Origin of the sequence: Aequitasia blattaphilus, assembly GCF_024721305.1 — a bacterium.
GTDB classification, from domain to species: domain Bacteria; phylum Bacillota; class Clostridia; order Lachnospirales; family Lachnospiraceae; genus Aequitasia; species Aequitasia blattaphila.
The window spans coordinates 80,074-94,803 of sequence record NZ_JAMXOD010000005.1 but is presented as its reverse complement, the minus strand read 5'-3'; the positions used below and the strand labels follow the sequence as shown (position 1 = coordinate 94,803).

Genomic DNA, 14,730 nt, shown 5'->3' with positions numbered 1-14,730 from the left:
AGCGAATTGATAGAATTTAAAAAGGAAGGTGCAATGCACCTTCCTTTTTGATGTGCGCGCATGAGTGGTTCTGGAAAGGAACGCTAAACAATTTCTTTAAAATCAACGTGTAGCTCGATATTAGGATGCTTTCTTTTTTTCAAATAGCTGTCCTCGATACGATGGCGTATTACCTCGGCGCCTCCCTCGTTTGGTGAATTGATAATGAGTGAGTATTGGCAAATGCTAGATTTTGTATACACATCATTGCTTCTTAATTTTTTCTGCATAATTGTATGCAGGATATCCATTTCTTCTTTTAAATCTTCTGTAATGATAGAACGTTCATCAGACTCATTAAGGGTTAAAAGTACTAAATAATAACGGCTTCTCGTACGTCTCGCAGAACGAAGATTGATCTGATATATATTTTGAAAAATATCAAAATTGCAGTAAAAACTTCCGGAAACAACCTTTCTGCTTCGAAGGGTTTCATCAAGAGAAGAGAGGGTTTGAAATTGGTTGGGCATACTGCTTAAGATTGCCTCGTATACATCCGCCATAGACTCGGTTATGTCAAGACCATAACTATTATTAAACAGTGCTAAAAGAGAGTAATAATATTCTAATGCGGTCTGTGCTCTACCGAGATTTAAAAGGGTAAAAATCTTCTGTTTATGCAGCGTTTCATCGGTGGAAGGAGAGTAGTCTAAAGCTTTGTTACAAAGCTCTAAAGTCTTTTCGTATTCCTTCTCCTGAGAAAGGTGATAGCATATCAGGTTTACCGTTTTAATAAAGAGGTTGCCATAGTAATTATTACGGAACATAACCCAAGAATGGTGAGAAAACATAGGAAGAAAGTCTCCCTTATAGAGCGCGTTTGCCTTTTCTAAAAGTTCAAATTGTTTTGTTTGATCCGGCTCACGAAAGGCTCTGTGAGCACTTTTTTCAAATTCAAAAATATCTATATAAAGACGGATATCGGGATTCCAGGTGTAGATATTATTATTTTTTGTCAATAATTCCACATCTTCTCCTGGAAAGAAGGGCTGTAACAGCTTCTTTGTACGATGGAGAAGTGTGCGAAGGGCACCTTGTGGATTGTTGCTTTCACCCTCAGGCCAAAGGACATCAATCAACATATCGCTTGTAATATCATTTCCTTTATTGGAAAACAGATAACCAAGTAACAAAAAGCTTGTTAATCCACTTTGTTTTGAAGCTGTCAGTGAGTGGTGTTCGTTTTTTATGCTGAATTCTCCAAACATAGAGATTTTTAGATATTTAGTACTATTGTTTTTCATATTTAGATTCCTCCTAATGATTCTAAAAATAAAAGTATATACATAAATATATACCATTCAGTCATTTTAATCAAATATCTTCACTTACAAAATATATGTAGTTTTATAAAGAAAAAAGAAAAAAAGCAGTAGAAAGGCAAAAAAAAGTCGCGAATCATCAAAAGTTTAATGGCGTGTAACGACTATGTAACGGTTCGGTCATATAATTATATTATGTAATATAGATATAGGTAGCAGTGCGTTTATTATTTAGCAAAGTAGCCGACCTAACAATTCATTTTATAGAGACTATTATAAGGAGGTAGATTCATGAAGAAGGGAAAAAGATTACTTGCGTTATTCCTCGCAGCGGTTCTTTTCTCCAGCTCGAACAATTATCTGTTTCAGGTAATGGCTGAGGAAACGGAAATCGTGGAAGAATCCGGAAACAATCCAGAAGTTGTAAATCCGGAGATTACAGGAAATAATGAGACAGGTGATGAATTAACAGAGGGAGGAGGTACAGAACCCGAAGTAATATCAGAGCCAGAGTCAACGGAACCTACTGAGCCAACAGAACTAACGGAGCCAGCGGAACCAGAGACTTCAACATTTATGATGGGACTAGAAGGAGAGGATGATCCGGAGGAACCAGAAAGTGTAGATGGTGGTGCCAGTGCATTCGCAGCAAAAGTTATTGAAATGCGAGAAGGCGTTGCATACGGAGAAGGTCAAGATAGTATTGAAACTGAAACCGGTAAAAGCTTTACTTACGAAATGCAATATAATTACGTTTCCACAGGTGGATCCGTTGTAGTTGACAATCCATACATTGATATTGATTTTGGAACTGTAAGACCACGTAATATAGGAACAGTGGATGTACCAGCCTATGCAACAGGTGAAGGAATAGAGTGGGAAGAGTTTATTAACAGTAATACACTTCGTATCTATCTGAAAGCACAAAACACAGGATATGCAGCAAGTATAAGAGTTATATTTGATACAGACAATTTCATTACACCAAGTGGAACAGTTGTAGATGGTGATTTGTATAATCCATATCATGTGACACCAAGTTTGCATTACGAACTTATTGGTACTGAACATCACTACGAACCAGAGTTGTATCCGACGGTAACACTAAGTGCGAATGATGCGTGGACGATTGACAAAAATATTGTTGATGACAAAAACGAATTAGTAAAAGAAGCAAATGGACAACTTGGCACAGACAGTTTTACAGCTCAATACGAATTAGCAGTTAAGGGTAATTTTGGAGAAACAGATAATGCTCCGGGCAGAAGAAGCATTACAAGTTATGTGATAGAAGATCAGATAACAGATTATAAAACTGATGGAGAGGTAATTAACATTAAGAATATCCAAATCAGTTCAGGTGCAGGCTTCAGAGCATTAGATCCTAGTGAGTATGAAATTGTAAAAGATGCAAATAATATCATTACAGGAATTAAGTTTTTTACATTTGAAACCTATGCAACAGATGATAACTATATAAAAGCAGGCGAAATGAAGAACACTGTATATAAGTACACAGTGGAATACAAAGCTGATGCTTATGTAGTGGATGGCTCAGAAGATCCGGTATATCATACGGTGAATAATAATGCTACACTTTCCTATACATTAGTAGGAGATGTTGCAGGCGGCAATAGTTCCGCAGCAGCAGTTGTTCTTGGAGGAAATAAGGACAAATATCAAAGGAATGATGTGGAGATAAATAAGTTCATCCAGTTTGGAGAGGATGCTAAGCTTCCTTTGAATACGGTGAACAAAGACAAATATCGAACGGGTGCTGTAAAGTTCAAGCTTACAAACGAAAATGGTATAGCAGCCAGAAAAGCAGATGGACAGCCTTATGGTGATTTAGAGGTGGGTGCTGACGGAAGCATAACGATAAGTGGACTTATTGTTGGTAACACATATCAATTAGAAGAAATTATTGCAGACAATTCATCTTTGAAGCAGCCACCGAGTGAGAAAATTCAATTTAAAGTTCCTGCTCCAGGAGATCCTGTAGTACTTGTGAAGGATGGTGGATATTCTGTAACTGTTTCAGAGGATGAAAAAGGTTTAGACGTTATTAATACAGTAGAAAATACATCAGGTGTTGAATTTGTAAAGAAGGGCATCGGGGCAAGCGGTGGAGAAGCTGTAGCGTTGAAAGGTGTAGTCTTTGCAATAAAAAATGAAGACAATGAAGCAGTTGCAACATCAGATGAAAATGGTAATGTTATTTTCTGGGATGTGGTTCCAGGTACATATGATATATATGAAGTGAGCTTAAATCCAACTGGAAAGCTAGCAGACTATGAAAAGATTGATGCTGGAACAAAAAAAGGTTCGATTGATTACGACAAAGCAAAATTGATTCTTGAGGATTACGTAGTTAAAGGCGGAAAAATAAACAGACCAAGTGGTACCGCAGGTGGCTGGAGTGGAAATGTATACACCAACGTATCGAAAAAGGGATATGTTGAGTTCGTGAAGAAAGACAATAAGGGTCAAGTTATTCAATCTACTTCAGGTACAAAGGGTGTATTTAAGCTATATGGCATTTTGACATCTGCACAGACAGAGGAATTGACGGACGCTGAGCTTGGAAAAATTTCTGTTGAGGAATTTAAAGCTTTGGCAACAAAAAATGGATGGAAAACCATAGATTTAACCTTCGACGCTACAGCAAAGAAGTATAAACCAAGTGGAGCGATTAAAGAAGGAACTTACGTTATTCTTGAAGAACAAGCGCCGGTTGGTTACAAAATCGAAGGAAATGGCTTAAAGAAGGTTGTTGTTGAAAACGGAAAAACAAATAATTTTGAAATGAAAAATACAACATTGCAGCGCGTTCGCTTTGTAAAGAGTGGTGAACACTTCAAAGAAGCTGTAAATGGGTTGACACATTTCAATGGTGTTACCTTTGAAATCTATAAGGCGAATAAGGCAAATCCAGACCTTAAAGACGAAGATAATTTCACGAAAATTGATTCTGCTGTTATTAGTAAAGAAGATGTAAGCGGCAGGGCGATTAGTGATATTGTTTATCTTGAAGAAGGAACATACTACTATAAAGAAACTGTTGGGGATGCAAAAGGTCTATTTAAAACAATAGATGGATTTAAATCATTCACAGTAAACAATCAAGATAGTGAGATAGAAGTATCGGTTAAAAATGAAAGTAATGCTGCTAAAATCAAGATTATTAAGAAAGATGATGCAGACAAAACAACGCCTTTAGGGGGAGCAGGATATAATGTATATCTTTCAACAGATACACAGTTTAGCAAACCTCTCAATGCGAGTTTGTTGGTTACAGATGAAAATGGTGTAGTTGAAACAGGCTTATTAGAAGCAGGTAAAGACTATGTTGTAAGAGAGATGACACCACCACAAGGCTATGAACTAGCAAGTGATACCATAAAGGTGGAGAATCTAACGGTAGATACAACAAGAGAGATTACCTTCTATAATAAGAAGCTTCACAACTTAACGGTTTTAAAGTATAAAATGGGAACCGACACATTGATTGATACAGCGACTTTTACACTGAAAAAAGGAACAGCAAGTGATTCCTTAAAAAAGACAAGTAAGGGAACGTTTGTTAGAGAAAATGTAGTCAATGGTGAAAGTTACACAGTAAAAGAAACAAAAGCGCCTACTGGATACGTAGGATATAAAGAAGAGATTACCTTTGAGATCGGTACAGATAAAAACGATCCTGATGGAAACTGGGAGTTTGATGGTGATACTAATGTGTTGAAGGTCTATAATAAACCGGTATCTTCAGTGGAGATTAGCAAATATCACAATTTTGATGAAGCCGAATATGCTCTATTGACAAATAAAGCTGTAACATTTGCACTTTATGTTAAAGAGGATGGTGAGTATAAGCTTGCTAAGGACATTAACAGTAAAAGTTTAACTGGAAATACAAGTAATGGTAAGATTACCTTTGGCAATCTTGATCCAGACAAGACTTACTACATTAAAGAAACGTTAACCCCTGAGTTGGCTAAATTATATGAATTAGAGTCAATAAAGCTAAAGAGCGAAGGTGGAGAGACAGAAATCGCTCCTAAAGATGGATACTATCCATTCGTAGCTACAAGTGGTAAAAAGATTGAAATTAGTGCGTATAATAAGGCAATAAAGAGTAAGGTAAAGCTTAGAAAAGTAAGTATGCCAAGTAATACAAAATTAGTTGGTGTAAAATTTGTTCTGGAAAAGTACAACACAGAAACAGATAAATTTGAAGCAGTTGAAGAAGGAACAACAAATGGGAATGGTACTATTGAATTCAATGCACTTTTAGAAAAGGGTAGATATCGATTTGTTGAGACGGTACCAAAGGATCACGTAAATGGTGACTCAAGAGGTACATCTACATTTGATGCGAATGGAAAAGAAACAGTTACTTATGATGAATTTGTAATTGACGATAGCAATATTGGGAAAACATTATCGAATTATGTTGGTGACAATAGCATTAAAAACAATAAACGAGGAAAGCTGATTGTTCATAAGGTGGGCCGATATAAGGGACTTGCAGATCAGTTCGTTGATTTCGATTTGAAGGATGTAGAATTTAGTCTTTATGAAGCAGGTGAGTTATCAGCAGCTGAGTTCAAGACAAGGTATCGGGATTCAGATGATACCTTGGTGTTAGTTGATACGTTTATAACAGGCGAAGATGGAAAAGATTCTTTAGACAATATCAAACCAGGAAACTATTACCTAGTAGAGACCAAGGGACATGATGACTTTAAGGTTCTTGAGGATCCAATTCTAATTACGATTGAATCGGGAAAAACCACAGAAAAACAAGTTGTTAATGAACCTGAAAAAGGAATTATATATGTAGAAAAAGTAGATTCTCAATTTAACCTTATTACCAGTAAGGCTGCTCAATTTGAAGTGTATAAAAAGGTTAAGGAATCCGATGGATACGATACAACGATAACAGATGCTGATGGAGAGACGATTTATCTGAAGAAGGACACAAGTGCATCCCCTTCAGCAACGGGAGATGGAAGTATAATTGAAACCTCTTATAGCAGAGATAAAGATGGGAAGTTAGTGAATAATGGTACGTGTGGTATCGGATATACTTTGCCATTAAAGGTTGGAGAGATTTATTACCTGAAGGAAATCAAAGCTCCTGACAACTATGAGATTATTAACGAATGGACAGGACCTATAACGATTGCAGAAGGAAGAAATGATGTTCAAGTAGTTAATCAAGCGAAAGGTGGAACAGGCGGCGGAGAAGGCGAAAACGAAGTCAGACTCCAGGTGAAAAAGATAACGAACCTGCCAGGTGTTGCAGAAGATGGTGGGGACATAAGCAAGGAAGTGCCAGTTGATGGTGTTAAATACTACGTTTACAAGGTATTAGATACAGACGCAGTAGCAAAACTTGCTGATAGAATTACAAATGCAGATTTAACTTCAGACAAATTTACTCTTGTTGCATCCGGATATACAGAAGATGAAGGTGTCTACTCTTCAGTGCTGTTGGAGAAAAACACACAATATATCGTACGTGAAGCAGAAGCAGGTGAGTATGATTCGAAGAGTGAGGGAAGAAACGGAAATGAATTGGTTGATGTAAGTTCTGGTGATGTACGTGTGGGTGATACAACAACAGAAGACAAGAACTGGGCAGTTGTAAATGTAGGTGAACCTAAGGAAGGTACCATCACAGTTTATCCTCAAGAAGGAGATGAAGTTACTTATGTAAATCCTCCTAAGATGGGTGAATTTGCACTGAAGAAAGCAGTAAATGGCATCAGTACAACAAAGAAGTTTAGCTTCAAATTATACCGTCAGGCAAAACCAGAAGGAACGGCTAAACCAGATGATAGTAAATGGGGAAGCGAATATAAGACTTATTCAGTAGGTGTAAACGAGACAATCCTAAGCGGTGAATTATCAACAGATTACATTTACAAGCTCGTTGAAACGGTTCCAGCTGGCTACTACTTTGAGGGAAATGGAACAACAAATGTTTTGGAAAGAGTATTTACTCTTGAAAATGGACAGATTGTTGGTATTGATGCTCAAGGTAAATATCAAAACTTTGACACTGTGTCAGATGCAAAAGCATCACCAATTACTTATACCAACTCAGAAAAAGCAGTATTAAATATTCAGAAATATGGTACGTATATTGGGGAAAACGGGAATTTGATTACGAATCATCCATTAAAGGATGTCGTATTTAAAATCTATACAGATGCAGGTTATACAAACGAAATAGACTATTCAAAGGTAGAGTTTGTCAGCAGTAGAGGAGCAGTAGTTGACGATGGAATTCAAGTAAATAGTACAGGAAAAATATCAATTAAGTTAGAAAAGGGAACTTATTACGTATCTGAGTATAGTGTGGGTGCAGAAAGTAAGAAGCTTGGATTCGTAAATCCAGAAGCGAATACCGTTGTACAAAATAAGACGTTAGAATATGGTCAGACTACGGAGAATACACTTACATTTGATAATGTTTCAACTTACGGAAGATTCAAAGCCTTAAAGATCGATGCTTATACAGAGGATAGGGTTTTGGATGGAGCAACATTTACTCTTGGTACAATGGATAACGATACGTTTAAAGAGTATAAGGTAGATAATAAAGCAATTACCTATACTTCTAAAAACGGAGGAATTGTTGTATCCGGTTTATTACCAGAAGGAAATTACTACCTTAAAGAGACAAAGGCTCCTGGAATAGACAATGAATATTCTGCTGGAGAAGTTTTTGGTCCATTTGTTGTTGAAAAAGGTGAGGTAAAGGATTATTCAACTTCGAATCCAATGAAAAACTGGAAAAACTTCCAAATTAAGGTGATTAAGAAGAGCAGCAAGAAGGATAATGTAGACCAGATATTATTAGACGGCGCAAAATTTGAGCTTTATGATGAACCTGCTACAGAGAATGGTAGAAAAGCTATTGCAGAAGGAGTTACTAAAAATGGTGAGCTTACATTTGATGTATTGTTGAACCTCGAGAGTAGTGATAATACAGAGCGTACTTTCTATATTAAAGAAATTGAAGCACCAAAAGGATACGTAATGCAAGACCGAGAATTTGAGGTTAAGGTTACTGCCGAAGCGATTCAAGAAAGTGGAAAGATTGTTGCAATTGAGAAAGAAATAGAAAACGTTGTTATTCCAACAATTCAACTTAAGAAGGTAGGGGATTTAGAAGGTGATGAAAGCGGATTACAAGATGTTACTTTTACTCTATACGAAGTTGGAGATGATGGCGAAGTAATTACAACGAAATCTGTTTCAAACAAAACTGGTCAAGATGGCGTTGTTAAGTTTAATGCTTTTGATGATAAAGCATTAAAAGGTGGAAAATGGTATGCAGTTAAAGAAACAGCCGTGCCAGCAGAATATAGTAAAAACTTTAACCCAAGCAACGCACCATATTTCTATTTCCAAGCAGAAAATGATAAGACAGTAACGACGTATTATACCAAAGTAAAGGTAGTAGATGGTAAGATTGTTGGAGACGGTGAAGAAAGTACAGCATCAGTTGAAAACAAGAGTGGAACCGTAAGATTATCCGTTATTACAAAGGATGGAAATGCAGCAAGAGATGCAGCAGGAGAAACACTTACAAATCTTACAAGCTCCTGTTATGCAATCCTAAAGAAAGATGCTAATGGTAACTATGTACCATATAACGATAAGAACTTTAAGGACTTAGGAAGTAAAGTGTCAAGTGGATGGTTCCAGGTTGGTGCAAGCGGATTCAATTCTGATTTCCTCCTATATGAAGGAGATTACAAGTTGGTAAAACTCAGCAACGATATGACCGATGCTGAAAAGGCAGGACTTGAAGATGTTTTAGCTGACATCAAAGCTAAAAAGGGAGATTTAACCATATATGGTAAAGCTGCATCAGGGGATACAGTTCTTTTCGAAGCAACTAAAGAATCTGAAGAAGCAATGACATTTACCGTTACAAAAGATGCTATTGAAGATGGAACGAACATCTCAAAGGTATACTACAATGATCCACTAGGCTCTTTAACCGTAACAAAATATGGTTATTATGACCACGACGGAGAAAAGCTAAACAAAGTAGAACTTCCAAATGTTGGATTCACCTTTAAAAAGGGACAAGATTCTATTACCGATACAAAGGGTGACGGAAAAACTGATAATGATGGAATGATTAAGTACGAACTTCTATCTCATGGTGCATATAAGTTGACAGAAACAAGTTTACCTGAGGATAGCAAGTATAAGATGAATCAGGAAGCAGAAGCTGGTATCGACCTAAGTGTAGGAATGAAGGATGATAAAGTAGTTCTTCTAAGCGAGTTGACGACTTCAGAGGATATAACAGCATACTTGGACAGAACACAAGAGGTTTACAATCCATCGATAAAAGGTAAGCTAAGAATTATTAAGACAGATGCTAATGATGCGATTATTCCACTAGCTGGAGACGAACAAATTGTATTTGAGATTTATAAGATTGTTGATGGTAAGCCAGCGGCAAAAGCATCAGGAAAGGTTGTAATCGATAAAGACAACTATAGCGAGAGCAAAGATGGAATTTTCTCAGAACTTTTGGATGAAGGGTCTTACGTTATCAAAGAAACAGAAACAAAAGCAGGATACAAATTACACGAAGGATTCATTCAGGATGCATTAGGCAAGAATCTTGTTGTGGAATTAAAACCTTGCCAAGATGAGAAAACCATCAAAGATAAAAACATCAATACAACTACCGTGAAGAACACAAGGTATGGTGGTTATGATTCAAAACCAGCAATCAACAAGTATGTAGTTGAAGATGGTCAAATATCACTGACAGATCAAGATAACCTACTGAATGATAAAGGTGATGACCTGACAGTAGATTTCGTAATTAATGATTATGCAATAGGAGACAATGATTACGAGCTTAAAGAGTTCACGGTAATTGATGATGGAATTACATTCTATGATGAGCAGAAGATAAAGGGTGGTAATAAAGTTGAGTTCACAGAAGATTCAGATGGAAAGATTAAGGACTTTGTGATTAATTCCGTAACATTAGCAAAAGCGGAAAATCAAGACGGATCTGCTGCAACAGCAACTGTATACTACGCAAAAACCAAGACAGGAGCTGAGTTTGACTGGATTGCAAAAGCGACAAATGTATCTTTAGAAGATGTGTCAACAGTAACCATCGGTGACAATGCGCGGGCAATCAAGATTGTGTATGGCAATACAAAAGAAGGCTTTAAGACAGATGGATACACAATGAATGTTACCTTCATGAATCGTTCAAAATGGAGCAAGGATGAATTAAGTAGTAAAAATCCAATTCTTCGCATTGAAAATACAGCAAAGGTTAACTATCGTGAAATGATCTATAATGCAGTAAGTGAAGCTGGACCTGTTTATCTAAAAGACAAAGTTGATGGAAAAGCGGGTATCGTTAAAGCGGCTACTTCTGGTCAACCATATATTGAGTTTAAAGAGCCGGATAGTAAGCGTGCATTAGCCGAAATTTACACCAGTATAGTTAGTGCAGATAAAGAATTCACGGCAGGCGATTCGATTAATTACAAGATTGATGTAAAGGTGGACAAGGATAGCCCAACCACGTTAGACCAACCTGTTGTAGCGTTCAGAATGCCTTTAGATACTGTACTAATGAAAGACTCGAACAGCAGCAATATAAAGGTGGTAATTCGTGATAAAGACGGAAATATACTCAGCGAACCGAGCGAAAATAGTGTTTATACAGTTACCGAACAAAGTCAGTACAAGGGAGAAGATATTAAAGCGATTTATAATATCGAAAACCTAACGTACCAAGAAAAGACAGGAAGTAGTACAAAGCAATATATTCTTCAGTTTAATGATACAGTTAAAATGAATCCAGGAGACTACATGGAAATCACTTTCACAGGAAAAATTTCTAATGATGAGAAGGCAGTGAATGATTCTTTAATACTGGTAGGATATCTGGGAAGCAATCATACTTTAGTTCCAAGTGGAAGAAATCCGCACGGAACAAGTTTTACATCATCTGAAGGACGTGACTTGCTTGCAAATGATATGATTCATTCAGCAATTAATACAGGAGCAGTTGAGCACTTAAACAGAGCAGTAGCAGCAGGACTTAAGAATAGTAGTAATGTTAAGTATGCAAAATACATCGGGAAATCACAGGAAGAGTTAGATAAGGGACAGAACTATAATTTAACAGTAAGTCCTGGAGACACTATTTACTACAAATTAGTTGCATACAATAACTCGAATACGAAGATGACAAATGTACGCTTACTGGATACATTACCAGTGAAGGGTGATACAATGGTTCTAACTGACGCAGAAAGAGGAACCAACATTGGCAATAAAAAGGTTGAAATTGTTGATGTAATTCTTCCTGAGTTCACAACAAAGGGAGTAAAGGTCGCAAGCCAAAAAGTATATGGTTACGATGCAGCTGCCAAACCAAAAACAACAATGCTGATGAAGACGGAAGATTCTTGGACGACAAACGGATTTGCGGATTACACAAATGACCTAAGTTCACTTGGAGATGCAAGTGCAGTTGGATTTGATATCGTATTTAATGAAGATGCAACGTTTAATCAAGGTGATTCCTACGCTGTCTATATCGGTGTTCAAATACCAGACATTAAGGCAAGTGAGATAGAGGACTATCTTGGAAAGCAGTTACGCAACTCAGTTGCTGGAGCATCCTTTAGAAAAGTTGAAGGCGATGCAGACAAGGAAATTGGTGCAGATAATAGAAGTGAACCGGATCCAGTAACCGCTATGATTGACTTAGGTAATGGTGCAATTACAGGAGTTGTATGGGAAGATGTAGATGGCAATGGTCTTAATGAGGAGGGCATAGATAAGAAAATAGAAAATGCTCAAGTTGACCTATATAAAACTGAGTACTACAAATCTCCAAACGGCAAAGAAACTATAAAAACAGTTACAAAGGTAACCAATGGACTGAACCAAAACTCTATGCCATACATTACAGGTGCAGATGGTAGATATTTGTTTGAAAATCTGGAAGTAAGTAAGCTTAAGGTAACATCAAGCGATAAGTTCTACAGTACGAATCCAGAAGATTACATTGGAAACCGCTATATTACCTATCACATTGAAGTGAGTAAAGTGGATGAAAGTTTGACCGCTACACACAGACAGATCGGTAATAAAAATGGTGAGGCTGCAGATGCTTATGCAAATAATCATCAGAAGACAGACGATTCAGACATAACTTTCGGAGGAGTTTCACCTGAAATACAACTATACTACGAAGACGTAGACAAAAAGGTGGTTGGAGAAACAAGAAAAGATATAGATGCAGGTTATACAGAAGCATATGCTATTGGAGATTACGTATGGATTGACAATAATGCAAACGGACTGCAAGATGCTGGAGAGCCAGGACTGAATGGTGTAAGAGTAAATCTTTACACAGTTGATGAAAAAGGCGAGGTAAGTAAGAAGGCGATTGATTCAACAACAACGACAGGTAATGGTGCATACAAATTTAATAAGCTGTGCAGAGGACAATACGTAGTTGAATTTGATGTTAGTGAATTCTATAGAGATCCTGTAGCAAATACAGAGGATGTAAGCAAATATATCTTTACAACACCGAATGTTGGTGAAGATGATGAAAAGGATTCAGATGCAGAGATAAAAACAAGTAGTGATCAGATAATGAGATCTCATGTGATTGATCTTACTCCAGAGAGATTAAAGGGAGTAACAGAAGATTTATCGATTGATGCAGGACTTGTAGAATACAGTGCTTTAGGCGGATATGCATTTGATGATATGGATTATGATGATCTTCAAAAAGATGATGCAAGATACGTACCATTATTAGGTACAAAGGTAACACTATACGAATTAGATGGTGATAAGATTGGTGCAAAAGTAGCGGAAACTACAGTAGATGAAAAAGGATACTACTTCTTTGACAAACTACAGATGGATAAAGACAGTAAAGACTATACAGTACTTTTCGAAATACCAGATGAGTATAAGCTTGTATCACCAAACAAAGATAGTGATGATGGAGCAGAATTTGCTGGTGCAATTCAGCCTGGTGCAAAAGATTCCAACATTGATTCAGACGCTATTCAAGGAAGTAAGGATAATGAAGCTCGTATCAAACGTATCAATCTTCCAAAGGGTATGACATCGACTACATGGTGCGTGGGTGCAAGAAAGATAAGCACTGTTGGTGACTATGTATGGAATGATGTAAATAAAGATGGATACCAAGATGATGCTGAAACAGGAGTTCAAGACATACCGGTAGTGCTTCAATACAGAGAGAAGCTAGACGCTGACAAGTGGGGCGAATGGAAGACCAAAGCAAGAACAACTACTGATGCAGATGGACACTATGAATTTACCGATGTTGAAAGCAGCTCAGAATACGTAAGAGAGTTCAGAGTAGTATTTGAATTTGAAGAGCGTACAAGAGTAACAAAGCTAAATGCTCAAACAAATGAAGCTGGAGAAGCAGTAACAGCTGAGACAGATTCAGATATGAATACGGAGTATTCTGCAAATGTAATTGATGGAAATAAGGGCGGATACGTTACAAGAGCATTCACACTTGATTATGGACAGACAGATATGACATGGGATGCAGGAATCTTTTACCCGATTTCTGAGATTAGAGGAGTTGCTTGGTTTGACGCAGATTTCAACGGTAAACGTGAAGAAAGCGAAGTTAAGCTACCGAATGTGATTGCAACACTAGAAAGATATCGCATGGGTGCAAGCAAGATGGCAATGACAGCAGCAGAAGATTCGAGTGCAGCAGACTCAATGCTTGATGATGGCAACTGGGAAGAAGTAACTTCAATGAAGACAGGTGCAGACGGAAAATATGAGTTCTTAGGATTAGATGCAGATAATTATAGAATCAAATTTACTTATCCAGAAGGTTATACAGCAACACGATACAACAATGTATTTACTGACGGTGGAGATAAAGTGGATTCAGATGCATCAAAGAGAACAAGCGATACACATGTATTCTACAGTAAGCTCTTCTATCTAGAAGAAGATGATAAGGTTGAAGACATTGATGCAGGTGCTTACGCTCCTAAGAATACTGTTATTCCAGAAGAGAAGACAGTAACGGAATATAATGAAGTGAAAAAGAGCATACCAAACGAAGTTACAAAATATGAACAAGGTGAAAAGACAACACATGTAACAACGAGGACAAATGCCGCATCAAGAAGTGTAGTTAAAACCGGTGATAATTCCAACATATTACTGTGGGTACTTACGTTAGCTACATCAATGGCAATCATTGTTGGAGTAGGAGGAGTAACGAAACAAAGAAAAAAAAGAAAGAGCAAAGACAACAGTTAGAATCCTCTAAATATGATTAACACTCAGAGGTCGAAAACGACCTCTGGGTAAACTTTAAAACAACAAA

2 protein-coding genes are annotated in these 14,730 nt (G+C 37.2%); one reads left to right on the top strand and one right to left on the bottom strand.

Annotated features, from left to right (window positions below):
• Positions 1–83: 83 nt before the first annotated feature.
• Positions 84–1,283: an AfsR/SARP family transcriptional regulator gene (locus NHH15_RS05125; protein WP_262065581.1), complete on the bottom strand. Its 1,200-nt coding sequence runs from the start codon at positions 1,281–1,283 to the stop codon at positions 84–86.
• Between the two features lie 309 nt (positions 1,284–1,592).
• Here NHH15_RS05125 and NHH15_RS05120 point away from each other — a divergent pair, with 309 nt between their 5' ends.
• Complete coding sequence (locus NHH15_RS05120; RefSeq protein WP_262065580.1) at positions 1,593–14,663, top strand: SpaA isopeptide-forming pilin-related protein; 13,071 nt, start codon at positions 1,593–1,595, stop codon at positions 14,661–14,663.
• Positions 14,664–14,730 lie beyond the last annotated feature (67 nt).

Bases quoted from the DNA above. Each gene is read 5' to 3' on its own strand.
- NHH15_RS05125 (WP_262065581.1), bottom strand. From the start codon at position 1,283: ATGAAAAACAATAGTACTAAATATCTAAAAATCTCTATGTTTGGAGAA.
- NHH15_RS05120 (WP_262065580.1), top strand. From the start codon at position 1,593: ATGAAGAAGGGAAAAAGATTACTTGCGTTATTCCTCGCAGCGGTTCTT.